General features: G+C 51.0%; 24 protein-coding genes. 13 read left to right on the top strand and 11 right to left on the bottom strand.

The genetic code is table 11. The features are described from left to right. Window positions 1–251, bottom strand: a 251-nt coding sequence (locus tag Q394_RS0115715) for a transposase (RefSeq protein ID WP_028490095.1), incomplete at its 3' end; no start/stop codon positions are given. 6 nt (window positions 252–257) lie between these two features. Further along, window positions 258–503 carry a hypothetical protein gene (locus Q394_RS22515; protein ID WP_156946906.1) on the bottom strand — a complete coding sequence of 82 codons (246 nt, stop codon included), beginning with the start codon at window positions 501–503 and terminating at the stop codon, window positions 258–260. A gap of 214 nt (window positions 504–717) precedes the next feature. Between Q394_RS22515 and Q394_RS21690 the strand changes: the two genes are divergently transcribed. Next, on the top strand, window positions 718–1,482 hold the full coding sequence (locus tag Q394_RS21690; protein ID WP_051543504.1) for a lytic transglycosylase domain-containing protein: 765 nt from the start codon (window positions 718–720) through the stop codon (window positions 1,480–1,482). Between the two features lies 1 nt (window position 1,483). Here Q394_RS21690 and ppk1 read toward each other — a convergent pair whose 3' ends face one another. Then, the gene (gene ppk1, locus Q394_RS0115705) at window positions 1,484–3,568 is read right to left on the bottom strand and encodes a polyphosphate kinase 1 (protein ID WP_028490094.1); all 2,085 of its coding nucleotides are present in this window, start codon (window positions 3,566–3,568) and stop codon (window positions 1,484–1,486) included. Window positions 3,569–3,845: 277 nt separating this feature from the next. Between ppk1 and Q394_RS0115700 the strand changes: the two genes are divergently transcribed. The 7 genes from Q394_RS0115700 to Q394_RS0115670 all read left to right on the top strand — a co-directional run bounded on the left by Q394_RS0115700 (window position 3,846) and on the right by Q394_RS0115670 (window position 10,057). After that, a complete protein-coding gene (locus Q394_RS0115700; RefSeq protein WP_028490093.1) occupies window positions 3,846–4,589 on the top strand; it encodes a MotA/TolQ/ExbB proton channel family protein in 744 nt (247 codons plus the stop codon). Beyond that, complete coding sequence (locus tag Q394_RS0115695) at window positions 4,586–5,020, top strand: ExbD/TolR family protein (RefSeq protein ID WP_028490092.1); 435 nt, start codon at window positions 4,586–4,588, stop codon at window positions 5,018–5,020. The genes Q394_RS0115700 and Q394_RS0115695 overlap by 4 nt, the downstream gene beginning before the upstream one ends. 1 nt (window position 5,021) lies before the next feature. After that, window positions 5,022–6,773, top strand: a complete 1,752-nt coding sequence (gene msbA, locus Q394_RS0115690) for a lipid A export permease/ATP-binding protein MsbA (protein WP_028490091.1) — start codon at window positions 5,022–5,024, stop codon at window positions 6,771–6,773. Then, window positions 6,763–7,689 (top strand): tetraacyldisaccharide 4'-kinase, encoded by a 927-nt coding sequence (lpxK, locus tag Q394_RS0115685; RefSeq protein WP_028490090.1) that lies wholly within the window; start codon window positions 6,763–6,765, stop codon window positions 7,687–7,689. Before msbA ends, lpxK begins: the two co-directional genes overlap by 11 nt. Further along, window positions 7,682–7,873 carry a Trm112 family protein gene (locus tag Q394_RS0115680; RefSeq protein ID WP_028490089.1) on the top strand — a complete coding sequence of 64 codons (192 nt, stop codon included), beginning with the start codon at window positions 7,682–7,684 and terminating at the stop codon, window positions 7,871–7,873. The genes lpxK and Q394_RS0115680 overlap by 8 nt, the downstream gene beginning before the upstream one ends. Continuing rightward, window positions 7,870–8,616 carry a 3-deoxy-manno-octulosonate cytidylyltransferase gene (gene kdsB, locus Q394_RS0115675; RefSeq protein WP_028490088.1) on the top strand — a complete coding sequence of 249 codons (747 nt, stop codon included), beginning with the start codon at window positions 7,870–7,872 and terminating at the stop codon, window positions 8,614–8,616. The genes Q394_RS0115680 and kdsB overlap by 4 nt, the downstream gene beginning before the upstream one ends. Window positions 8,617–8,764: 148 nt before the next feature. Beyond that, entirely contained in the window at window positions 8,765–10,057 is a 1,293-nt protein-coding gene (locus Q394_RS0115670; RefSeq protein WP_028490087.1) for an OmpP1/FadL family transporter, read from the top strand. 173 nt (window positions 10,058–10,230) lie between these two features. Here Q394_RS0115670 and Q394_RS0115665 read toward each other — a convergent pair whose 3' ends face one another. Together Q394_RS0115665 and Q394_RS0115660 are read right to left on the bottom strand one after the other, a co-directional pair. Beyond that, window positions 10,231–10,539, bottom strand: coding sequence for a hypothetical protein (locus tag Q394_RS0115665; RefSeq protein ID WP_028490086.1), 309 nt, complete (start codon window positions 10,537–10,539; stop codon window positions 10,231–10,233). Window positions 10,540–10,844: 305 nt separating this feature from the next. Continuing rightward, complete coding sequence (locus Q394_RS0115660) at window positions 10,845–11,150, bottom strand: hypothetical protein (RefSeq protein ID WP_028490085.1); 306 nt, start codon at window positions 11,148–11,150, stop codon at window positions 10,845–10,847. Window positions 11,151–11,514: 364 nt separating this feature from the next. Here Q394_RS0115660 and mqo point away from each other — a divergent pair, with 364 nt between their 5' ends. The 3 genes from mqo to rraA all read left to right on the top strand — a co-directional run bounded on the left by mqo (window position 11,515) and on the right by rraA (window position 15,144). Next, window positions 11,515–12,999 (top strand): malate dehydrogenase (quinone), encoded by a 1,485-nt coding sequence (gene mqo / locus Q394_RS0115655; protein ID WP_028490084.1) that lies wholly within the window; start codon window positions 11,515–11,517, stop codon window positions 12,997–12,999. 245 nt (window positions 13,000–13,244) lie between these two features. Next, on the top strand, window positions 13,245–14,555 hold the full coding sequence (gene aceA, locus Q394_RS0115650) for an isocitrate lyase (protein ID WP_028490083.1): 1,311 nt from the start codon (window positions 13,245–13,247) through the stop codon (window positions 14,553–14,555). A 97-nt stretch (window positions 14,556–14,652) separates the two neighbouring features. Next, a complete protein-coding gene (gene rraA, locus Q394_RS0115645) occupies window positions 14,653–15,144 on the top strand; it encodes a ribonuclease E activity regulator RraA (RefSeq protein WP_084260507.1) in 492 nt (163 codons plus the stop codon). Between the two features lies 1 nt (window position 15,145). On the opposite strand, the gene Q394_RS0115640 is transcribed toward rraA, so the two are convergent. From Q394_RS0115640 to Q394_RS0115610, 5 genes are all read right to left on the bottom strand, one after another. After that, window positions 15,146–16,741 carry a TRAP transporter large permease gene (locus Q394_RS0115640; RefSeq protein ID WP_028490081.1) on the bottom strand — a complete coding sequence of 532 codons (1,596 nt, stop codon included), beginning with the start codon at window positions 16,739–16,741 and terminating at the stop codon, window positions 15,146–15,148. Then, window positions 16,738–17,274, bottom strand: a complete 537-nt coding sequence (locus Q394_RS0115635) for a TRAP transporter small permease subunit (RefSeq protein ID WP_028490080.1) — start codon at window positions 17,272–17,274, stop codon at window positions 16,738–16,740. The genes Q394_RS0115640 and Q394_RS0115635 overlap by 4 nt, the downstream gene beginning before the upstream one ends. 622 nt (window positions 17,275–17,896) lie before the next feature. After that, window positions 17,897–19,078 carry a pyridoxal-phosphate-dependent aminotransferase family protein gene (locus Q394_RS0115620; RefSeq protein ID WP_028490078.1) on the bottom strand — a complete coding sequence of 394 codons (1,182 nt, stop codon included), beginning with the start codon at window positions 19,076–19,078 and terminating at the stop codon, window positions 17,897–17,899. A gap of 90 nt (window positions 19,079–19,168) precedes the next feature. After that, entirely contained in the window at window positions 19,169–20,491 is a 1,323-nt protein-coding gene (locus tag Q394_RS0115615) for a four-carbon acid sugar kinase family protein (protein WP_028490077.1), read from the bottom strand. Further along, the gene (locus Q394_RS0115610) at window positions 20,488–22,734 is read right to left on the bottom strand and encodes a phosphoketolase family protein (RefSeq protein WP_028490076.1); all 2,247 of its coding nucleotides are present in this window, start codon (window positions 22,732–22,734) and stop codon (window positions 20,488–20,490) included. The genes Q394_RS0115615 and Q394_RS0115610 overlap by 4 nt, the downstream gene beginning before the upstream one ends. Window positions 22,735–22,931: 197 nt before the next feature. Here Q394_RS0115610 and Q394_RS0115605 point away from each other — a divergent pair, with 197 nt between their 5' ends. Together Q394_RS0115605 and Q394_RS20765 are read left to right on the top strand one after the other, a co-directional pair. After that, window positions 22,932–23,699 carry an IclR family transcriptional regulator gene (locus tag Q394_RS0115605; protein ID WP_028490075.1) on the top strand — a complete coding sequence of 256 codons (768 nt, stop codon included), beginning with the start codon at window positions 22,932–22,934 and terminating at the stop codon, window positions 23,697–23,699. Between the two features lie 130 nt (window positions 23,700–23,829). Then, window positions 23,830–25,011 carry an HAD-IC family P-type ATPase gene (locus tag Q394_RS20765; protein WP_051543503.1) on the top strand — a complete coding sequence of 394 codons (1,182 nt, stop codon included), beginning with the start codon at window positions 23,830–23,832 and terminating at the stop codon, window positions 25,009–25,011. Here the strand turns inward: Q394_RS20765 and Q394_RS20760 are convergent. Continuing rightward, window positions 25,004–25,193 (bottom strand): zinc ribbon domain-containing protein (locus Q394_RS20760; RefSeq protein ID WP_038141799.1); only part of this gene is annotated, 190 nt, incomplete at its 5' end. The genes Q394_RS20765 and Q394_RS20760 overlap by 8 nt on opposite strands.

The raw sequence follows: 25,193 nt of genomic DNA, 5'->3' as shown, positions 1-25,193 counted from the left end.
GCTGATTCGATTTTGCGGCTACTGATAATGCCACGGCTGTAAGCTAACAGGATGATTTTGAGTAACACCGCTGGGTCAAAAGCGGCTGCACCTTGCACATCATTCTTATAACGTTGGTGGAAGTCTTCAAGGTCGAGTTCCTTATCCACCAAATGACGTAGCGCGTATTCAAATGTACCGGGCAGGATTTGCCGGTCAAAGTCCACAGCCAACAGTTTTACGCCTTGATGAATCGGTTTGTAGCGTGCCATGCCTGCCTACTCGTTCGGGTGCTTGCGATGCCTGATTATCCCACAAAATGGCGGTTCGGAGGGTTTTTCTACAGCCTCAACTGCTAAGGTGACGGGTGTTAGGGCGGCTTTAACCGTTGTCTCTGACACGCCATCTGGTGTTACTTTTGCGATTTTTGGGGCATTTTTCTCGGAATACAGCGCCTGTGTTGCACAACCTGCCTGTGAAAATATAGCTAATATAATTAATGATTTATAGAAAATCTTGTTCATGAAATTCTCTGATTTTTAGATAAGTTGAATTTCATTATCATCACATATTTGAATCGTTGCGTATAGTGAAAATCTCATCCTGTTTGCAAGATGAACTCATGGATTTCTGATTAATGGTGAAACTTTTTTATGATTTTTTGCGTCCAAATAAGCATAACTTTAAATATAAGTTTCTGCTAATATATCGAGAGCTCAATTGACTTGGGGAAAATACATGACACGTTTCAACAGTGCCATTTTTGTCGTTGCATTCAGTTTTATCGCTATGCCATCTGCACAAGCCGTTGAGTGGGCGATACTGTCACCTACCGGTAATGTGGAAGATATTCCGGCCGTTTCGGTTGTTGATAAGACAGAGAATAAAGATAACGCTGTTAAAGCAAAAGTGGGTACTGCTCTACGAGGCTGTACGGTGGATGCCAGTAGCATTCAACGTAAAGCAGGTGAGCATCTGGATTCCATTACAAAATATGCCACGAAGTACGGTGTGGATGCGAATATTGTGAAGGCAGTGATTGCGATTGAATCCTGCTACAACTCGAAGGCTGTGTCACCGATGGGGGCGCAAGGTTTAATGCAGTTGATCCCAGAGACCGCCGCGCGGTTTGGGGTGGCAGATTCTTTCAATACCAGTCAAAACATCCACGGGGGAACTCGCTACCTAAGCTGGTTGATGAAACGCTATAACGGTGATCTGCACAAGTCGATTGCAGCTTACAATGCTGGAGAGGGTGCGGTTGATAAGTATCAGGGGATTCCGCCTTACAACGAAACCCAGCAATATGTGCGTAAGGTGTTGGCTGTGTACAATGGTTTAAGCGGTCAGGCCATTACTCTTCCAGTCGTGAGTACATCAGGTAAAGTCAGTGGTAAGCAGGCGAGCCAACAGGTAAAAGTAAAAACACATCCTGTTGGTAAGCCGGGGCGCTCAGGTTGGGCAGCCACTAAGGCAATGGCTCCCCAACTGTTCAAACACTGAGTTAGTTATTCCCGAGTAGTTTCAATAAACTGCTTTGGGCACTAATGGGTGTTTCCTGCTCATCTTCAGGTTGTTGGCGCAAGTACAGGCCATCGGCCTGTAATTCCCACGCCTGGGTATTGTCTTGCAGGTGCAGTTCAAAGGCTTCGTGGATAATGCGCTGACGCAGCTTTGCGTCGAGAATAGGGAAGGCGACTTCCACCCGGCGGAAGAAGTTGCGTGGCATCCAGTCGGCGCTGGAGCAGTACAGTTCTTCTTGCCCATCATTGCTGAAATAAAACACGCGGGGATGTTCCAGAAAACGTCCCATGACTGAGCGTACCTGAATATTGTCCGAAACACCGGGAATGCCGGGGCGTAAGCAACACACACCGCGCACGACCATTTCTACTCGCACACCTGCTTGCGATGCCTGATACAGAGCGGCAATGACTTGCGGCTCGATCAGGGCGTTCATGCGGGCGCGAATCAGCGCAGGCTTGCCTGAAAGGGCATGTTCGGTTTCACGCTGGATTTTGTCCATCACCGTTTGATGAAGGTTGAAGGGTGATTCCAGCAGGTGCTTCAGGTCACGCATTCGCCCAAGGCCAGTGAGCATGTGAAAGACTTTGTGTACGTCTTCGGTAATGTCCGGGTGGCAGGTTAGCAGGCCGAAGTCGGTGTAAATCTTGGCCGTGCCGGGGTGGTAATTGCCCGTGCCGAGATGGACGTAACGGCGTAATTGCTCACCTTCGCGGCGTACCACCAAGCAGAGTTTTGCGTGGGTCTTGTAACCCACCACGCCGTATACTACGTGCGCTCCGGCGTTTTGTAATTGGTTGGCGAGGCCGATATTGGCTTCTTCATCGAAGCGGGCGCGGAGTTCAACCACGACAGTCACTTCCTTGCCTGCCCGTGCTGCGCGTAGCAGGTGTTTAACCAGTTCAGACTGTTTGCCGGTACGGTATAGCGTCATCTTCATTGCTAATACTGCGGGGTCGCTGGCTGCTTGTGCAATGAAGTCCAGCACGGTCTGGAAACTTTGGTAAGGGTGGTGAACCAGTACATCACGCTGCTGAATGAGGTCAAACAGGTTAGTGTGACGTTCTGCGAGTGACGGTGCTGGGCGAAACGGTGTGAAACGCAGGTTAGGTCGGTCAACCAAATCAGCAATCGCCATCAGGCGGTTGAGGTTGACGGGACCGGTGACGTTGTAAACATCTTGTTCGCTCAGGTGAAATTGTTCCATCAGGTAATTGATATTGTCCTGTGGACACTGGTCGGCAACTTCTAGTCGTACCACTGCGCCGTAATTGCGGTGTGGCAATTCGCCTTGCATGGCTTGTAACAGGTCGTCGATTTCTTCTTCGTCGACGTACATGTTACTGTTGCGGGTTAGGCGGAATTGGTAGCAACCCGATACTTCCATGCCGGGGAATAGCCGATCAATGAAGGCGTGCAGGATGGAAGATAGAAATACGAAGCTGTCGTTGCTAGTTCCCATGCCTTCTGGCAAGCGGATAATGCGTGGCAGGGTACGCGGTGCTTGCACAATAGCTGTGTCGATTTCACGCCCAAAAGCGTCAGTCCCTTGCAAGCTGATGATGAAATTCAGGCTTTTGTTAATGACGTTGGGGAAGGGGTGCGCAGGGTCAAGCCCTAGCGGGCTGAGTAGTGGCATTAGTTCGCGGTCAAAGTAATCGGAAAGCCAAGTGAGTTGTTCTTCATTCCAATGAGTACGCCGCACGAAGTAAATCTGTTCTTTGCGCAGGGCGGGGATCAGTTCTTCATTGAGTAATTTGTATTGGCAGTCGACCAGGGCGTGAGCTGTGCTGGTGACTTGCTTCAGGGCTGCGGTTGGCGTCAGGCCATCCGCACCAATCGAGGCCACATCCAGTTGCAGTTGCTGTTTTAGGCTGGCAACACGGACTTCAAAGAATTCATCCATGTTTGCGCTGGAAATGCAGAGGAAGCGTAGGCGTTCCAGCAGCGGTACACGTGGATCTTGTGCCAGCTCCAGAACCCTGCGGTTGAAAGCCAACAGGCTGAGTTCACGATTAAGGTAATAGTCGGGGTTATTCAGGTCGGGTGCAGCATTTTCCTGCATGATAACATCCTGTTCCGGTTCTGGTATTGTGGTTGATTGGGGGCAAACATAACGGCATCTCGTGACAGTTTGATTACATCCTGTATAGATCTGGTCATCTTCGCCCAATAACCACAGGTAACGGGGGCGCATGGAATGCGGAGTAGACGGGGCACTTGTTATTATTCTCATGGTCAATAGGATACTTTGTTGTTGTTTTCTGGATTTATTCGTGTACGGAAATAACTTACTATACACCATGTGGGCTAAATCATATAAAAATGAGGCATGAATAGATATGTTTGAATTAATCACGTCTGGTGGGGTCATGATGTTCCCCCTGATTTTGAGTTCCGTGATTGCACTGGCGATTATCATTGAGCGTTTTCTGTCATTGCGGGTCAATAAGGTTGTCCCTGCCAGCGATATTGAGCGGGCGCGGAAACTGGCGGGTATTAGTAAGCTGTCTGATGTACAGCTCGATGAATTGCGTAACGGCTCTTTGCTGGGGCGGGTATTAGCTACCGGGCTGGAAAGCCGCGAGCTGCCACGCCATATCATGAAAGAAAACGTTGAAGAGGCCGGGCGGCACGTGGTGCAAGAACTGGAACGTTACCTGCCAGCGCTGGGTACGATCATTACCATTGCGCCGATGATGGGGTTGTTGGGTACAGTGTTGGGGATGATTGGGGTATTCAGCGCCATCAATACAGCCGGTGTTGGTAATCCGCAGCAAATGGCGGGTGGTATTTCTGAAGCATTGGTTACGACGGTAGTAGGTTTGCTGATTGCCATTACCACTTTGGTGTTTGAGCGTTACTTCAAGGCTAAAGTGGATGGGTTTGTCGCGGTTATGGAGCGTGAAGCCTTACGTTTGATTGAAATCGCTAATTCCAGCCGTAAGACGGTTCCCGCCGCTATGCCTGCTGGTGCTGCTCGTCCGGCTCAGCCGAGTGCCGCTGCTGTTGCCGCTGCCGCGCAACAACGGGCTGCTGCGGCGGTTGCGGCTGCTACGCCAGGGCGCGGGGGTAAGCCAGCATGAAATTTCGTACCCGTGAGCGTCAGGAGAGTAAGGTTGATTTGACCTCCTTGATTGACGTGGTATTCATGCTGTTGATTTTCTTCATGGTTACGACCACGTTTGACAAGAATGCCGAGCTTAAAATTGAGCTGCCCACCGCGAGCAATACCGCTGCCACCGTTGCGGGTGACAAGCTGGAATTGCTGATTGACGGGCAAGGGCGTTATTATGTTAATGGACGTGAAGTGCTGAATAGTCAGCCAGAAACGCTGTTTCAAGCCATGAGTATGACGCTGGAGGAGATGGGGAATAATACCCCGCCACTGGTGATTTCGGCGGATGCAGCAGTGAATTATCAGGCAGTCGTCACAGCAATGGATATCGCTGGGCGTCTTGGTCTGACCAACTTCTCGATGGCGACTTCGCAATCAGAACGCAAACCACAGGAATAGGATGACCACACCCCGCACGACTGGCTGGCATGTTTATCGACGTTTAATTGCTTATTCACTGAGACAGCGGCATTACCTGTTGTTGGCAATGATTGGACTACTCGTCAGTGCAGCGACGCAACCTTTGTTTGCTTGGAGTCTGCAACCCTTGCTGGACAAGGCGATCAACCAGCGTGACCCGGAAACCATTATGTGGTTGCCGTTGGGGATTCTGGGCATTTTTTTGTTGCGGGGCGGGTCGATGTTCCTGTCTGGTTACTACGTGGGGTTAGTGGGGCGTATTGTCGTCAAAACCTTGCGGGATGAGGTGTTTTCCCATCTGTTGCGGATGCCGGTGCGGTTTTTTGAGAATTCCTCCTCTGGCAAGCTGCTGTCTTATGTCAGTTACCATATTGAACAAGTGGCGAATTCCAGTATCCGAGGCGTAACGTCGCTGGTGCAGGATTCTGCCACCATCATCGGTTTGCTGGGGTTGATGTTCTGGCATAGCTGGCAATTGACCTTGGGGGTGTTGGTGATTGTGCCGCTGATTGCTGGCGTGGTGGCGTGGGTGACACGCCGCTTGCGTCGCTTGAGTCATGAAGTGCAGGATTCCGTCGGTGATGTGACCCAGATTGCTAATGAGCTGATCCGGGGTTACAAGGTGGTGCGGATTTTCAACGGCGAACAGTATGAAGCCAAACGTTTCAGTGCCGCCAATGAGCAGAATATTGACCTGCAAATGAAGCGTATGGTGCTGGAGTTGTTGAGCACGCCGCTGGTGCAATTCATGGTGGCGGTAGCACTGGCGGCGATTGTCTATGTGGCAACCCGTGATGCGATGCTGGATGCGTTGACTCCCGGTGTTTTCATGTCCTTCGTCATGGCGATGATTTTAATGTTAACGCCGATCCGCAACCTCACCCAATTGAACGCGCAATTGCAAACTGCGATTGCAGCGGGCGAGGGCATTTTTGAGCTGCTCGATACTCCGGCCGAAAATGATCACGGTACACAAACGTTGGAGCACTGCCGGGGTGCAGTGACCTTCCGCGACGTATCCTTTACTTATCCTGAAACCGACAAAGCAGTCTTGCGTAACATCAACCTGACGGTGCAACCCGGTGAAAAGATTGCCTTGGTGGGTAAATCTGGTAGTGGTAAAACCACGCTGGTGAACCTGTTGCCGCGTTTTCATGATGTGCAGATGGGCACTGTTTTGTTGGATGATGTGCCTTTGCAAAACCTGCGTTTGCATAATTTGCGTAGCCAGATTGCCTACGTGGGGCAGGACATCGTGCTGTTCAACGATACCGTGCGCAATAATATTGCCTACGGTGATATGCGTCATGTGCCAGATGCGCAAATCCGCGCTGCTGCCGAGGCCGCTTATGCGTTGGAATTTATCGAAAAACTGCCGCAAGGCTTCGATACGCTGATTGGTGATAATGGCGTGATGCTCTCCGGCGGGCAACGTCAGCGCTTATCGATTGCACGGGCGATTTTGTCGAGTGCGCCCATCCTGATTTTGGATGAAGCCACCTCCGCGCTGGATACTGAATCCGAACGCCACATCCAGTCCGCGCTGGATAATCTGCTGGCAAACCGTACCACTTTCATGATTGCCCACCGTCTTTCCACCATCGAGAATGCCGATCGGATTCTGGTCATGCAGGATGGTGTGATCATCGAATCCGGCAAGCACCACGAATTGCTGGCCTTGAAGGGGCAATACGCACGCTTGCACGCCATGCAATTCCACGATGAAACTTGAACGTTGGGTGCTGAATGTCTGGTACGGGAATGATCGGTTCGGTAAATACCTGTTATTGCCGCTGACCGGAGTTTTCTGCGTACTGGCGGCCTTGAATCGCTGGCGGCACAAGCGTCAGCAAGTTAAACATCCGGTTCCTGTGGTGGTAGTGGGTAATATTTCGGTGGGTGGTACGGGCAAAACGCCGCTGGTGATTTGGCTGGTGGAACGGCTGCGCGAGGCAGGGTTCAAACCGGGAGTAGTGAGTCGGGGCTATAAGAAAGATGCGGATAGCCTGGGTGATGAGCCGCTATTGATCATTCAGCGCACCAACGTTCCCCTCGCCATCGGCAAAGACCGTAATCAGGCTATCGCGACGCTGTTACACGAACACGCCTGCGACATCATTATCGCCGACGACGGTTTGCAACATTACCGTATGGGACGCGATGTGGAAATCTGCGTGGTGGATGGACAGCGCCGTTTTGGGAATGGTTTTTGCCTGCCATCTGGCCCATTACGCGAGCCTGTTTCCCGCCTGGCAAGCTGTGATTTTGTCGTGACCAATGGTGAAAACATGACGATGCACGGCGATACGCTGGTGAATCTGGCGACTGATTCGCGTCAACCGTTACAGGCATTGAGTGGGCAAACGGTGCATGTCGTGACCGGCATCGGCAATCCACAACGCTTTATCAACACGCTGGAACAGGCTGGTTTACAGGTGTTGGCGCACCTTTACCCCGATCATCACGCCTTCACGGGTGCAGAAATACGTTTTGATGATGCACTTCCCATCCTCATGACCGAGAAAGATGCGGTAAAATGCCGCCAGTATGCTGTGCAAAACGTTTGGTATCTGCCGATTGAGGCGGTGCTGGATGAACGTCTTGCCGAAGCCCTGCTTAAACGTTTACAAGGATTCAATCATGGATAAGAAATTACTGGAAATTCTCGCTTGCCCCGTCACCAAAGGCTCACTGATTTATGATAAGGATAAGCAGGAACTGGTCTCGAAATCAGCGCGTTTGGCTTATCCGATCCGCGACGGCATCCCCGTCATGCTGGAAGAGGAAGCCCGTACCCTGACACAAGAAGAAGTCGAGGCATTGCACGCATGAACACGGTTCTGGTGATTCCGGCACGCTATGCGTCATCGCGTTTGCCGGGCAAGCCTTTGCGTGAATTGGCGGGTAAACCGCTGATTCAGCATGTGCATGAACGTGCTTTGGCCGCCGGTTTTGCGACGGTGCTGGTGGCAACGGATGATGAACGTATCCGCCGTGTGTGCGAAGGTTTTGGGGCGAAAGTCGCGATGACGGCGAGCACCCATGAAACCGGCAGTGACCGCTTGGCAGAAGTGGTGCAACAACAAGGCTGGAGTGACGACACCATCGTGGTCAATCTGCAAGGCGATGAACCGCTCACGCCTGTGGTAAATTTACATCAATTGGCAAAAAATCTGGCTGACTACCCGCAAGCCAGTATAGCGACCTTGGCGACACCAATTACCCACGTAGACGATTTCAGCAACCCGAATATCGTCAAGGTGGTGCGTGATGAACAAGGGCTGGCCTTGTATTTCAGTCGTGCGCCGATCCCGTTTCAGCGTGATGCTGGCGTTGCTCTTGAAAAATATGCGCTGCGACACATCGGTATGTACGCCTACCGTGCTGGCTTCCTCAAGGCATTTGCGGGTATGCAGCCTTCGTTACCGGAGCAACTGGAAAAACTGGAGCAGTTGCGGGCGCTTTCGCACGGTTATCGTATCCATGTTGATATTGCAGTTGAAATTCCGGGAGGTGGGGTGGATACAGAAGAGGATATGCATAAAATTTCAGCTATATTGAGTGCTGTGGGATAATATCCAGATTAAAGAAGTATATTTGAATATTCTAATAAGTATTTGTTTTGTTTAATAATAAGCATTTGACAGCTTAATACTCCTCTGTCACTATTTCGCAACAAAACGTGAGAGTTCGCAAAAATATAACTTGGAGGAGTGATTATTTATGTTCAGAAAAACTACCCTGGCAGTGTCCATTCTATTGGCCTTGGGGGCTCAATCAGCATTCGCTACTAACGGCCTAGCCCCAACAGGTTTAGGGCAAACGCACAAAGCGATGGGCGGTGCTGCCGCTGGTTTTGCTGCAAGCCCGATGAGTATGGCAACTAACCCAGCATCCGCTTCATTTTCACCTGATGGTTACGAAGTCGGCGCGGAAGTATTTGTTCCTAACCGTACTGCTACGTTGCAAGCGCCTTTTTCGGGTACTGGAGTAGCGCAAGAGGCTGATGGTAACGGTGATGAAATGTTTTTAATCCCTGAGGCGGGTTATAAACGTGATATGAAAGGTGGGTTATCCGTAGGCGTCGTGGCCTATGGTAATGGTGGCATGAATACTGCTTATGATAGTGGCGTGCCTTTTGGTCGTGGTTTTTTTTCCAGTACTGCAACGGCACCGGGTGCTAGCTCTACAAGTATCGATCTTAAACAGGTGTTTGTTTCTCCTACTGCCAGTTACAAAGTCAATGATAGGGTAGCCGTTGGTGCATCCGTTAACCTTGTTGCACAGCGTTTTGAGGCGGAGGGCTTAGGAGCATTCACCGGTGCTAGCGCCAGTAATACCAATTTGACTGATAACGGTGGTGATACCTCAACGGGTATTGGTGCAACGGTAGGGGTTCAAGGGAAAATTTCTGACAAATTGTCAGCAGGTTTGGCTTACCGTTCTAAAGTTGGTATGGGGAAACTCGAAAAATATCAAGGATTATTCCCTAATGGTGGTGAGTTTGACGTACCTGCTGCCACGACGGCTGGTATCGCTTATCAAGTAGCACCACAAACATTAATTGCTGCGGATATTGCAAACATTGAATACAGTGGTGTTGATGCCATCGGTAATTCTTCATCAAAACTTTATGCTGGTTCTTTAATGGGTAGTGATAATGGGCCTGGTTTTGGTTGGAATGACCAGACAGTCTATAAAGTTGGCGTCAAGCATCAGGTGAATGATGGTCTTGCTGTTATGGCTGGTTATAACTACGGTAAGAATCCTGTTAAAAGTTCAGAGACAACCGTGAACGTGTTAGCGCCAGCAGTGGTCGAGAAACATATTTCGTTGGGCTTCGAAAAAAAGCTGACACCACAGTCTAAAGTGGTAGGTTCTTATATTCATGCTTTTGAAAATACCGTGACCGGTGATGGAGCATTGCCACCTACACTTACAGCACCACCATTGAGTGCATATGACCTGACGATGGAACAAGATGCGGTTGGCATTAGTTATAGCGTTGATTTTTAATTCAAAGTTATTGGTCGTAAAAGTAGAAAAGCGGGGCTAGCCCCGCTTTTCTTTTATGCCTCGGATAAAACAGTGATTCAAGCCCGAACAATACTGTTTTTGATAACCTACCTACCAGCCCTAAAATAGGTGGGCTATCATTCCAAGGGGTTTTTTTAACCATTTAATGCCAATTAAATCAATGGGTGCTCATGCATTCCAAAGGTATGTGATGGCAAGCGTACTCGTAATAGCGCTGACGTAGAGCTCCCCAATGAAATGGCCCCGTGTGCTACGCTGTCGTTAGGTGTGATGATGTAATCCGGCACGCCACATAAAGTATCACTGTTAGCATGATAAGCCAGATCAATTTCTTCGCCTGCTTCAAATACAGTGAAGTATGAGTGCTGGTAACGTGCTGACTGTATGCGTGCATTACTACAAGCTTCCGCAAAAGTCTTATGTGTTGAGTGATATGTTCCATCAAGAAAAACTTTAAACATGTTGAGAACTCCTATGTATCGCTCATGTCGTTATGGGTAAATAATAGGGCAATTAAGCGATAGGATATGTGATAGCAAACACACAATGAAAAAAAGAGTAATCAATTTTTTTTGTTATTTTGCTATTTTATTTATCGATTGGATTGATTAACAATTTTCAAAATTTGGACAAAGAAAAAGCGGGGCTAGCCCCGCTTTGAATATGCTTTATATACTAAATAGATAGCCCCATCTATTGAATATAAAAAGACTGTTCAACGAATAAGTATTATTCGTTTAGCCCTTTATTTTATAGAGTTGTATGTTTAAATGCCTCTAGACATATTGGTTGTATAACGCGAGGCAGCAGCTGCAAGATTTGCAATGCCAGCTCTCCGTTTTTCTTGAACTTTCGGCATAACTGCATTTGGCGTAATAATATAAGCAGGAACGCCCTTCATAACTTCTTGCTCTGCATCCATCATTATTTCTTTTGAGCTTTTATCACCTGCTTCAAATACAGTGAAGTAAGCATATTTATTAATATTGGCTTGCGTCCTTGCATAGCGGCAAGCTCCAGTGAATGTCTCATGTGAGGAATGGTATACGCCATTAAGATAAACCTTGAACATGTTGTTAGCTCCCGTTGTGTTTGTTTCCTGTGAGTGCAGAATATTTAAAAAACGCGTTTCAGAATGTGATAGCAAACACACTTTTTGTTTTTTTACTGAAAAGTTTTTTATTGGTTATTTTTTTATCTTATTTGCTCGTTATTTATTATGATTCATAATTATATTTTATTGGGATGATTGTTCTTAATGTAAAAATATTTTATCTGCATTAAAATGCTGCAATGCCACATTCTGCGTGGTTTTACAAAGGCTTGAAGGCATATTGTCGACAATTTTGTGAAAAATCCTCTATCTATGTGTAGAAATGATCATCCTTCCCGGTCTATTATCCTGCTTTTCATGTCGCTGATAGTTGAAGGTGAATATGGCAACGAAGAATGTAAACGTCGTACTGGTTGGGGCTGGCATCATGAGTGCTACTCTGGGTGTGTTACTGAAGCAATTGAACCCATTGTTGACAATCACGATTGTCGAGAAGCTGAGCGATGTTGCCATGGAGAGCACCAGCGGTTGGAATAATGCAGGGACAGGCCATGCAGCCTACTGCGAATTGAACTACACGCCTGAAAATCCAGATGGCAGCATCGACGCTAGTAAAGCTTTCGGTATCAATGAATCCTTCGAGCGAACGTTACAGCTTTGGTCTTATTTGGTGCGGCAACAAGCTTTGCCTGAGCCTTCCACTTTCATTAATCCCACACCACACATGAGCTTTGTCTGGGGTGACAAGAACGTTAACTTCTTGCGCAACCGTTTTGCGGCCATTGGCCAGCACCCGATGTTTGCTGGCATGGAATACAGCGAAGACCCCGCTGTCCTGCGGGAGTGGATGCCGCTGGTGATGAATGGGCGTGACACTACTCAACCAGTCGCAGGGACGCGCATCAAGCACGGCACGGATGTAAACTTTGGTTCCTTGACCCGTAGCATGATTGCTTACCTGCAAGCGTTTAACGATGTTGAGCTTCTGCTCAGTCATGAAGTCAGAAACCTACGCAAGCAAGCAGATGGCAAATGGCAGATCGTTACACAGGAAACAGAGAGTATCCTCGATACACTGACGTTAACGGCTGATTTTGTATTCCTTGGTGCCGGTGGTGGTGCTCTGCCATTGTTACAAATGTCCGGTATTGCAGAAGGTAAAGGTTACGGCGGTTTCCCGGTCAGCGGTCAATGGTTGGTATGCAAAAAGCCTGAAATCGTGAACCAGCATTTCGCCAAGGTGTACGGCAAAGCCTCTATCGGTGCACCACCTATGTCGGTTCCGCATCTGGATACTCGGATTATTGATGGTGAGAAAGCCCTGTTGTTCGGGCCTTTTGCGGGTTTCACCACCAAATTCCTCAAAGAAGGTTCGGTGACAGACCTGTTCACCTCGGTTAAGCCTAACAATCTGCTGCCGATGGTCAAAGTTGGTTTGAGTAGCGCAGACCTAATCCGTTATTTAGTCTCTGAAGTGATGCAAAATCACGATTCACGGATGGAGGCTCTGCGCGAATATTTCCCTGCCGCCCGTAATGACGATTGGACACTCGCCAGTGCTGGGCAACGTGTACAAATCATCAAAAAAGACCCGGTGAAAGGCGGTAAGCTGGAATTTGGTACAGAAGTCATCACGGCGGCGGATGGTACGTTGGCAGGATTATTAGGTGCATCACCGGGCGCGTCTGTTACGGTTACTGCGATGTTACAAGTGTTGGAAAAGTGTTTTGCCAAGGAAATGGCTTCAGATGCTTGGAAAGATAAATTGAAAGAGATGATTCCATCATATGGGAAGTCACTATTGAACGATACGGCTTTACTCCAGCATATTCGCCGCGATACGTTGTCAACACTCAACATTGGCTAACGCATCAGTCAATTATTGCTTCAGGCAATGCTAAGGATTGAATTAATTTTATTGTCGACAGAATGTGGGTTTATTACTATCGAGCCCCTGACAATTTTTAATGATTGTCCTGCATTTCATAAAACAGCAAGATTCGCGGCAGCGAGCAGAGAGAGGAATAAAAAGATTGCCTTAATGGCAATCATCGGCAAATTGCCGACATTTTACCGGTTTCGTTCACTTTTATTGACTCTGAGGAACACTACATGACAACTCGTGAAGCGCAAATTGCAGCACTGGAAAAAGACTGGGCAGAAAACCCACGTTGGGCAAACGTTAAGCGTACTTACAGTGCGGCTGACGTAGTACGCCTGCGCGGTTCCCTGCAAGTTGACCATACACTGGCAAAACGTGGTGCAGGCAAGCTGTGGGATCTGGTTAACGGCGGCGCGAAAAAAGGCTATGTAAACGCTTTCGGCGCAATCAGCGCAGGTCAAGCGATGCAACAAGCCAAAGCGGGTTTGGAAGCTGTTTACCTGTCCGGCTGGCAGGTTGCTGCTGACGGCAATACCTCAGAAACCATGTACCCTGACCAATCTTTGTATGCATACGATTCCGTACCCACCATGGTTCGTCGTATCAACAACACCTTCAAGCGTGCTGACGAGATCCAATGGGGTCGTGGCATCAGCCCAACTGACGAAGGCGGTCTGGACTACTTCCTGCCTATCGTTGCTGACGCAGAAGCAGGTTTCGGCGGCGTGCTGAACGCTTTCGAACTGATGAAGAACATGATCACCGCAGGCGCGGCTGGTGTTCACTTTGAAGACCAATTGGCAGCAGTGAAAAAATGCGGCCACATGGGCGGCAAAGTATTGGTTCCAACTTCTGAAGCAGTTGAAAAGCTGATTTCTGCACGTTTCGCGGCTGACGTTATGGGCGTTCCTACCGTTATCTTGGCACGTACTGACGCAGAAGCGGCTAACCTGATCACTTCTAACCACGATGCAAACGACCAGCCGTTCCTGACTGGCGAGCGTACTGCTGAAGGTTTCTACCGCGTTAAGAACGGTCTGGAACAGTCCATCAGCCGTGGCGTTGCTTACGCACCTTACGCTGACATGGTGTGGTGTGAAACCGGCAAGCCTGACCTTGGCTTTGCGCGTGAATTCGCTCAAGCAGTTCAAGCTGCTTGCCCAGGCCAACTGTTGTCTTACAACTGCTCACCTTCTTTCAACTGGAAGAAAAACCTGACTGACTCACAAATCGCTTCTTTCCAAGAAGATTTGTCTGCGCTGGGTTACAAATACCAGTTCATCACCTTGGCGGGTATCCACGTCAACTGGTACAACACCTTCAAGTTCGCACACGCTTACGCACGCGGCGAAGGCATGAAGCACTACGTCAACATGGTTCAAGAACCTGAGTTTGCGGCGCGTGAAGAAGGCTACACCTTCGTTTCTCACCAGCAAGAAGTTGGCGTTGGTTACTTCGATGACGTTACCACTGTTATCCAGGGTGGTTCTTCATCCGTAACAGCGTTGACTGGCTCTACTGAAGAAGAGCAATTCCACTAAGATTTGCTATTCGGACTTTACGGTTTGAATAAGTAATCTGGAAAAGCCCGGCGCTAACACGTCGGGCTTTTTAATTTCAGCCATTGCAAGGAGATTCATGATGACATTCAAAACAGCCGACCTGCTCGACGACAACGAAGACAAGCCAGTACAAGTGGTACAACCGGGTTTCAACAACTACGGTGGTCGCAGCAAATTCTCTGGTGAAATCGTTACGATCAAGATTTACGAAGACAACTCATTGGTACGTGAGCTGGTTGCCGAAGACGGCAAAGGCAAAGTGCTGGTGGTGGATGGCGGCGGTTCTACCCGTTGCGCACTATTGGGCGACATGCTGGCTGAAAAAGCGGTGAAAAACGGCTGGAACGGCATCGTCGTTTTCGGTCTGATCCGCGATTCCGTGGATATTGGGCAGATGGATATTGGTGTCAAAGCCCTCGGTACACTGCCACTGAAAAGCGTCAAACGTGGCGTAGGGTTGCGTAATGAAGTAGTGCGTTTCCACGATGTGACTTTCACACCCGGTCAATACCTGTACTCGGATGAGGACGGGATGATCGTGTCCCCCGTCCCGTTGCTTGGTGAGTAAGTTATTTATCTAACTGGAAATTCAGCTCGTTACTGTCCTTCTTTACAGGCTCTGGCGTTTTTGCCGGAGCTTGGCCATCTAGACTGAACTGCAATTCATTACTGCCCGACCCTGAACTTGCCGCTGGTTTATTGCTTTCCATCTGGAAATTGATTTCTTGCCCTTGTGGAATAGCCGCATGACTCTTATCCATCAACGCAGTCACCAAACCCGGCGAGAACATCACGATCAGCGTCATGAGCATTTGCAAACCTACCCACGGCAACGCACCCCAGTAAATGTCGCTGCTTTTCACCTCTTTCGGTGCAACCCCACGCAAATAGAACAGTGCAAACCCGAACGGTGGATGCATGAACGAGGTCTGGATATTCACACTCAAAGTAATCCCGAACCAGATTAATGCCCCAGTCGCAGCGGCCTGTTCATTGCCGCCGAAACTCGCCAGCAATACGGGCGTGAGAATCTTCTGCGCGACAGGTGCAAGCAAAGGCACGAGGATGAACACAATCTCAAAAAAGTCGAGGAAGAACGCGAGGAAGAATATGAACAGGTTGACGATCAGCATGAAACTCATCCAGCCACCGGGTAAATCCGAGAACAGACTTTCGACCCAGTGACCACCATCCACGCCCTGAAACACTACCGAAAACGTGGTTGCGCCAATCAGGATGAACACCACCATCGAGGTAATACGTGCAGTATTTTTGTAAGCCTGTTTCATCAGGCTCCACCATTCTGTGGTGCCACCGAGTTGTTGGCGACGCATGAAGGCCAAAAATACCGCACCCATTGCACCCATCGCGCCCGATTCCGTCGGGGTGGCAATGCCCAGCATGATTGTCCCCAACACCAGAAAAATCAGTACGGCGGTGGGGATAATGCCGTGCAAGGCTTTTTTCCACAGTGCAGAACCCTTCAGGGTAATCTCGCTTTCAGGAATCCCCGGCAACCAAGCCGGTTTAATGCGGGTAAGGAAAAACGTGTAGAGCATGAACAGGCTGATTTGCATGAGCGCTGGAATCCACGCGCCCAGATACATGCTGCCCACATCCGCACTCGCCGTCGGTGTTTTCAACTGGTCGGCAAGGATAATCAGCACCAAGGATGGCGGCACAATCTGCGCAATCGTCCCCGACGCTGCCAGCACCCCGGTGGTGTAACGCATGTTGTAACCGTAACGCATCATCACCGGCAGTGAAATCATCGCCATAGCAATCACCTGCGCCGCCACCGTGCCAGTAATCGCACCCAGTACGAAGCTCACCAGTATCACCGAATAGCCTAAGCCGCCGCGCACGCGCCCGAACAATTGCCCCATCGAATCGAGCATGTCTTCGGCGAGACGGCTGCGTTCCAGCACCGCACCCATAAAGGTGAAAAACGGTATCGCCAATAGCAATTCATTTGCGATGACGCTACCAAAAATCCGCTGCGGAATCGCTTGCAAAAACGACAGCGTGAAAAAGCCCATTTCAATCGAAATGAAGCCAAAAAATAGCCCGACCGCCATCAGTGAAAACGCGACGGGGAAACCGACCAGCATGAATAAAACCAGCCCGCCGAACATTAGCAGCGGCATCATTTCCAGTGTAATCATTGCTCTGGCCTCTCGTAATGGGTATCAAGCTGAATATCGCCTTTGAGTGCGGCGAAGCGTTTCACCAGTTCCGACAAGCCTTGCAATACCAGCATGAAAAAGCCCAGCGGCAGGATGAATTTGATCGGGTAACGGGGTAAGCCACCGGAATTGCTGGAGTGTTCCAGAATGTCCCACGAGGGTAAAAATAGCGTGCTCCATGACAGCCATGCGAATAAGGCGCAGGCAGGTAGCAGGAAAACCACCAGCCCGAAAATGTCGATCCACAAGCGGGCGCGATCGGAGACATTGCCGTAAATGATGTCGACGCGCACATGCCCATTTTGCTGAAGCGTGTAAGACGTGCCTAGCATCACGGCTGCACCAAACAGATACCACTGCAATTCCAGTGGCCAGTTATTGCTGAGGTCAAGGCCGTAGCGGAGTAGGGCATTGCCAGCACTGACCACACAGGCTAGCAATATCAGTACATTGGCAAGTTGCCCAAACCAGCGGTTGACGGTGTCAACGGCGCGGGAAAATGTTAGTAGCATATGAGGCTTCCTTTGTAGTACTACGGTTCCCAATCTTCCAGTCGCAAATCGGGTACACGCTTGAATTCATCAGTGCTGTATGTAATATAAGCACCGAGCAGCAATTCACCTTTCACCGCATCACATAGCAACACCATTCTCTCCTCTGAATAATGTCGTGGTCGGATGTAAGTAACATAGTGTTATCCTCCTTTAATCATGCCGGAAAGAGTGGCAGAAGCTACTTATCATAACGTAAACACCGTAGACGTTCAGTACTTTGGTTGCTGATTAATACGATGCTTTTTAGACAAAATTTCACTGCGTCTTGATTAGTCTGTTGATTGAATAATGAACATTTGATTGGTAATACCCAACATTGTTCAATGGGGTTGTAGCCATTGATGCAGGTCACGATAGGAAATGGGTTCACCATAATGCGCTTCAATGAAAAGACTACAACCCCATTGAACAGGGGCGGGCAACCCTGAAACATGATGTGCGTCTTGCCTTGGGTAAAGAGGGGAGCATTGGACGAGGCTATTGATGAGGCATTTAGAGCTTAAGTGTAGTTGTTTATAGGGAAAGCACTATAAATAGCCTTTCCCCAGAAGGGCGACCTCAGGTCGCCCTTTTCATGATGTTATTTCGCGAAGTGTTGTTTCGCCGCCCGAACTGCGACTCCACTATTAATCTGCGCATTCATCCCGGACAGCACCGCATCCAGTGCACCCAAACAATTCAGTACGTTCTTTTCATTGCTAGCAAAGCCCATCAGGCCGATACGCCAGATTTTGCCTGCCAATGCACCCAAGCCTGCGCCGATTTCCAGACTGTAATCGTTCAACAGGGCAGTGCGTACCGCCGCTTCATCCACGCCTTCTGGCAGGGTGACGGAGTTCAGTTGTGGCAAGCGGTAAGGCTCATCCACCACGAAACGCAAGCCCATTGCTTCGATACCCGCTTTCAGGGCTTGATGGTTACGCGCATGACGCGCCCAGGAATTTTCCAAGCCTTCTTCCTGCAACATCACCAACGATTCGTGTAGGGCGTACAGCGTGTTGACCGCTGCGGTGTGGTGGTAAGCGCGTTTACCCGTGCCACCCCAGTAAGCCATGACCAGATTCATGTCCATGAACCAGCTTTGCACGGTGGTTTTGCGGTTTTTGATGCGTTCAATCGCACGGTCGCCGAAGCTCACCGGGGAAATGCCGGGGACGCACGACAAGCATTTTTGCGTGCCGGAATAGATCGCGTCGATTCCCCACTCATCCATTTTCAGTGGCGTACCGGCTAAAGACGTCACCGCATCCACAATGGTCAGGCAGTCGTGATCGTGCGCCAGCTTGACCAACGTTTGCGCGTCGGATTGTGCACCCGTGGAGGTTTCCGCGTGGACGAACGCTACCACTTTGGCATCAGGATTGGCCTTCAGCGCCGCTTCAACCTTGTTAGGGTCAACCGGCTTGCCCCAGTCATCCATCACCATGATCGGGGTTGCGCCGCAACGCTCAACGTTTTCCTTCATACGCCCGCCGAATACACCGTTTTGGCAAACGATTACCTTGTCACCCGGCTCGACCAGATTGACGAAACAAGTCTCCATCCCCGCCGAACCGGGGGCAGACACCGCCATCGTCAGCTCGTTTTTGGTCTGGAAAGCGTATTGCAGCATCGCCTTCACTTCATCCATCATATTGACGAATGCCGGGTCAAGATGCCCCACGGTTGGGCGAGCCATCGCGCCCAATACACGTGGGCTGACATCGGAAGGGCCAGGCCCCATAAGGGTACGGACGGGCGGGTGGAAGGATTTCACTGTCATGCGTCAAAGTTCTCTACTGAATGGGGTAAAACCGGAATCATACTATGGAATAATAACAGGGCAAGTATAGGGTAATTGGTTTGAATCGGTTTATCCCTTAGTCAGTATCGAATAAGCTTCCGCCAACGCCTCGTCGCCCCCCACATTGCCGGGGAAAATCACCACCGGCAGATTGGGAAAACGTGCATGATCCGCCGGGCAACGCACCACCGAACACCCGGCACGAATCTGCCCCAACACCCGTGCAGTACGCAATGCTAGCCCCTTGCTCAAGGTATCGTTGGAAGTAATCCCACCTTTGCTGATCAAAAAGCCAATGTCCTCCGGCAAGTTCTGCGTCAACCGCACCAAAAACGCCGCTACCCGATCACCAAATGCCAGCCGTTCCGCCTTGGTTGCAAACTGCTTTTCGCCCCGGCTGGTATACAGCACCACCCCACGATTCTTGCGGCTGGCTGCCTGCAACTGCCCTTGAATCGCGCTAAACAACTCTTCTTCATCCGCCACTAGCCGATCAAGGTCGATATGAATCGGCAATACGTCGGAATGTTCCAGCAAATACTGCAACTGCAAGGTTGACTTGCCGACGTGCGAACCCATCAACACCACGCCCGCTTTGCCATTACGCACAAACTGCGCCATATCCGCCGCTGCAACGGGTTGTGGCGGCAACCCTGCAAACGCAGTCAATAAACTGGCAGCACTACGGAACAGGAAACGCTTGCCGGTCTGCGCCGCCGCTAACACCTGCCGGGCAAAACTGTCGAGATCGGCTTGCTGTTCCGCATCCACCACCCCGCAAGCATTGCCGTGCAATGCCTGCAAACGTCCGCCAATGTCACCGCGCACATCCGCCAGACTGAAGCGTTCGACTGCGCTTGCCGGAATATTTCCGCCAGTCTTTTCCGCCACGTAATCCGGCAAAAACGCCGTGCTGAAACCGAATACCGAATCGTTGGCAAACTCGGTTTCATGCACGGGCACAGCTTCGCCATCCACTAACAGGTAATGCGTAGCGTCGCGGGTAATGCGCCCACCCTCAAAGAATGCTGGCACCAGAAAATGCGCATCAAACGGCCCCAGCTCCTCGGCGATCACATCAGTTTCCACCGGGTAATGCCCGCGCAAGGTGGAATCGGAACGGCTGACCACCACTGGCTGGATGTGCATACCCTGTTGCGCCGCCTGCACCAGTGCTTCGCGCAAATTCACGCAAATTTCCCGCGTAACCGCTGCGGCGCTACTCGCATCCATGCCGCGCGTATTGCTGAGCACGAAGAACAGCGGGGAAGCGTCCTGCAAGGCTTCCAGCAGTGTTGCCACATCCCAGCGGGTCAGCAGCAGGCACGAATGCACGGTCTGCGAGCCGGTTGGGTCATCGTCGATGGCAATGATTTTGGTTTGGGTATTCATGCCGCCTCGCTTGTTGCCGCTGTGTTGCTGTCAACCATGCCCAGCGCACACGCTGCCAATTTGTCAGCGGTAATGCCGTTGTAGGCCATGAGTTCGTTGGCGCTGGCGGTGGTTTCGCCACGTTGCCAGCCGAACAGGTCACGGCTCGGCGCACGGCTGCGCAACATGACCGGCTCCAGCGCAATCGTGCCGCCACCGCTGACGCAGATCAGTGCATCACCGTCAAACAGGCGCTGGAAGTCGGCATCACTCATGAACTTGCCATCGGCTTCTGAGGCATGTTGCCAGGCTACGTCGGACGGGCGATACAAGCGGCGCGGGTTGGCAACGCAAACAATGCGTACCCGGTAGCCTGAGGCTTCCAGCTTGTCTTTTGCTTCAAAGACTGGCTGGTAAATCATGTCGCCAGTGACGGCAAATACAATGGTTTCCCAACTGCTGTCCCGCGATTCATACAGGGTCACAGCGCCTTGCTCGATCGCTGATTTTGCCTGCGCGGGCGTGGTGTAAACCGTCAGTGGCGACTTGGAGGCAATGATGCTGATGTTTTTGTTTACCTGATCAACTGCCCAACCGTAGGCCGCCTGAATCATATTGGCATCCGCCGGGTACAGCAGGTAAACGTTGCCATTGCGTACTTGCCCGCCGATGTAGTTTTCGATTTCGGGGCGCTGGTGCGTCCAGCCGTTACGGCCTTGCTCCAACGCGCCTGCGGTGAACATGGTGACAACCGCCGGGGTTTTGCGACGTAATTCTGCCATTGCCTGCCCGACGGTCTGGATGATCGGCCAGCCGTTAATGGCGAAACTTTCATACGATAACCACAGCGAACGCCCGCCGAACAACGCCAGACCTGCGGCGAACCCAGCGCAAGCGTCTTCGTTGAGCGGCTCGTAAACTTGCCCGGTGGGGCTTTGGTTATAAAGCGCGTCTTCGGTCGGGTGACGGATTTTCAGCACATCATTGATGACTTTCATGTTGGAAGCTTCGTTGCCATCCGCATTGGTGACGACGAAATACGGGTCACGCTTGCCGAGTTCGGCCACCATTTTCCCCATCGCGGTAGCGGGAACGGCTTTTTCACCGACGGCGAAATCCTGCATGGGCAGCTTGCCGATGTCAGCGCCTTGGCGTTCAAACTCGGTGACAACCGTGCGGCTGGCGGAGCCACCCCCGGCGCGTTGCATATTGGTACGAACCAGTTCCCACGCTTGCGGGGCGAGTGCGCCACGTTGCAAGGCAGCCGCGATAGTGTCTTTTTGCGGATTGTCGCCGGGGTACAGGTTATGCGATTTCGCCCCGTGAACATGCACGCCAGCGCCTTTGAGCTGCTTGATGATGAGCACGGACATCGTGCCATTCATGGCGGAATCGGCGGCCGTTTTCGCACCTTCCATAATCGCACGGGTGAAGGCAGTACGTGCTGCATCGCTGAATAGGGTGCTGTCAACATACGCGCCACTCTGCCCGGCGTCGTCGAACTCTTTCGCGTCGATCAGCACAACATTGCCGAAATCATGTGCTGTCCAGTAGTTGGTCATTTGCTGGTTATCCATCAGCGACACCATCGAATGGTGTTCCTGACTGAAACCGTTCCAAACCAGCACCGGCAGGAAGTTGGTGACATCCGGGTAGCTGGTGTGGAAATGCTTGAACGCCGACAAGATATACGGTTCGCCCAAACCGCCATCACCAATAGTGCAAGGGAACAGCTTGTCACGGTTGAGGTAAGCGCCCGCCATCGCAAAATGTTGCCCCTGACCCAAAGGACCCGCTGGTGCGAGCAAGCCCGGAATCGCGCCAGACAAATGCCCCAGCAAACCATCACGCTCACGGAAACGCGCCTGCAAATCCGTCATGGTGCTGATGCCCATGTCTTCCAGCGAGCCATCGAGGAACATCGCGCTGTAGAAACCCGGCGCATGATGCCCCACTTCCGTGACGATATTGGTGTGCCCCAACATGACCAGCGCCGCGTAAGCATCGGCAGAACTGGCGAAACCGCCCGGATGCCCGGATTCCTTGGAAGCACAAAGCTGCAAGGTCGCATAACGCAGCGCATCAACGATCATGCGGCACTGGAAAACGGCCTTGTCGTCGATGCTGGCAATGGCTGACTGGCCTTCTGCAATCGCCGGGCTGCTGGCTAAGGTCGCGAAATCGGGCGCTTCTGCCCCGAAATGCAGGATGCCTTCGCAGAACGCCGGGGTGTTATTGCTAGTGTTGGTGCTGGGTGCTGTCATGTCCGTGTCTCCTGAAATATTGGTATGCCTCAACAGTAGGGGATATGCTTTTTTACCGCAATACAGGATGAATCCCACAATGTGAGAATATGCTATGTCGTTTACGTTAAGTGATTGTTTTCATATTGGTAAATTCACAATATGGTATTTGTTCTTATTGATTTCCACATTGTGAGAAATGGCGCTATACTTCAGCCATGAAATCAGAAACCGACACCAATCGTATTCAAGTCATCGACCGCGCCGCTGCGTTGCTCGATGCTATCGCCCGTTACCCGGAACCCGTCAACTTGAAAATCCTCAGTGCTGAAACGGGGTTGCACACCTCCACGGCGCACCGCATTCTTAGTTCGCTGATCGACAATCGCTTTGTGGAACGTGACTCTTCAGGCCGTTACTGGCTGGGAATTCACTTGCTGCAACTCGGGGTACGTTTGCACAACAAGATTGACTTGCGCTCGGTGGCTTTGCCTTACATGGAAGCCTTGCGCGACCAACTCAACGAATCGGTCAATCTGACCTTGCGCGAGGGCGATGTGGTGATTTACCTCGAAAAAGCTACTCCTAATCGCATGATGCATGTGCAACAAGTGGTGGGCAGTCGTGCGCCCTTACACGTCACCGCCGTCGGAAAACTGATGCTGGGGACGGGCAGCGAAGACGACATCCGCAGTTATGCGCAACGCACCAATTTGCCCGCGTACACCCGCAATACGCTGTCGACCTTGCCGCAATTGCTGCATGAATGCCGCGAAGCCTCACAACAAGGTTACGCGCTGGATAATGAGGAAGCCGAAATCGGCGTGGGTTGTATCGGCGTGCTGATTCACGACAGCACCGGGCGGGCAGTGGCAGGTTTGTCAGTATCCGCGCCGATGGAACGGCGGCAACTGGCATGGGTGGATGCGGTGAAAGCGGCGGGGCAGGCGATTTCAGCGCAATTGGGTTGTCAGCCCTCAGGCTAAGCCTACCCCAAAACAGCAGGGTTTATTGAAAGCAGACAAGGCTACTTCTACTATTTCAGGTAATTCCTAGTTTTTTAGTAGGAAATAAGAAAACTGTTTCATGAAGTCACTGTTAATTAGGAGTGTAGTCATGCCCCATGAAGAAGAACACGGCAGAACCATTAACTGGCATGGCGTGGATACAGAGGAGGCGCTCAGATTATCCGAGAGCCAACCTCACGGCCTAAGTCATGAAGAAGCCGCCAAACGGCTAAAAACCCATGGCTATAATCGTTTGGACTTCGCCAACAAGAATAATCTGGTCGCCCGCTTTTTGCGCCAATTCAATGACCGCTTTATCTACATTCTGTTAGTTGCAGCCATGCTGACAGGCGTCATGCAGCTTTGGCTGGATACCGTACTTATTCTGGCGGTCATCCTGATCAGCGCGTTATCTGGCTTGGCGCAGGAAGGGCGTGCACGAAAAGCACTGGAAGCCATGCACGGGTTGCTGTCGCCGACGGCACAGGTGGTACGTGACGGCAAAACCGAGACGATTTCCGCTGAACAACTAACGCCCGGTGATGTGGTGTTGTTACAGGCAGGCGATCAGGTTCCGGCAGATCTCCGCTTGTTATCAACCGCTGGCTTGCAAGTGGATGAAGCGGTATTGCTTGGCTATTCGTCTCCAATACTGAAAAACTCCGCATCACTGGATGCAGACATGCCACTGGTGGATCGCAGCAACATGGCCTATGCCGGTACAGTGGTACTTGATGGTCAGGCACGCGCCTTGGTGGTCGCGACCGGTGCTTATACTGAATTAGGCAGCATCAATACTTTTCTGGAAGACAACGATTCATACATTACCCCGCTCAGCAAAGAGTTGAAATGGTTGATCAATGGCGTGGCCATCGTACTGTTATCAGCGGCGGCACTGGTGTTTGGTTTTGGCCTGCTGACACCGGGCATGGAGGGGCATACGCTTGGTGGCTTGTTGCAATCCATCGCTAGCCTCGCTGTTGCCGCTGTTCCCGAAGGCTTGCCTGCCCTGTTTGCGCTTATCCTCGGCATCAGTATGCACCGGCTGGCAAAACGGCACGTCATGGTGCGCAAACTGGCGGCAGTGGAAACTCTGGGGTCGATCACTACCCTATTCACCGACAAGAGTAATACCTTGACTCGGCACGAACCGACCGTGAATAAAGTACTGACGGCGCGTGGCGGTATGATGTTGCAGGGGCAAGGTTATACCCCCAAAGGTGAACTGCTGCGTGAAAGCTTCGACGACCCGTTATTTCAAACCTACCCAAATATACCTATAGCTAGCTAAAAGTAGTCATGGTGTTGAATTCCTGCTTCACGGGGGCTGGTTTCGCTTTCGGCTTACACCGAGAGCCAGCGCCTTCCCCTCCACAGGCAGACACCGTGTAACTCACGGCGTATTCTTGCAAATTCTTGGCGGCGTTTACGTCACGGTCATGGACTGCACCGCAAACAGGGCAAGTCCATTGA

Origin of the sequence: Thiothrix lacustris DSM 21227 (genome assembly GCF_000621325.1) — a bacterium.
In the GTDB taxonomy this organism is placed as follows: domain Bacteria; phylum Pseudomonadota; class Gammaproteobacteria; order Thiotrichales; family Thiotrichaceae; genus Thiothrix; species Thiothrix lacustris.
This window is presented reverse-complemented; position numbering and strand designations above follow the sequence as displayed.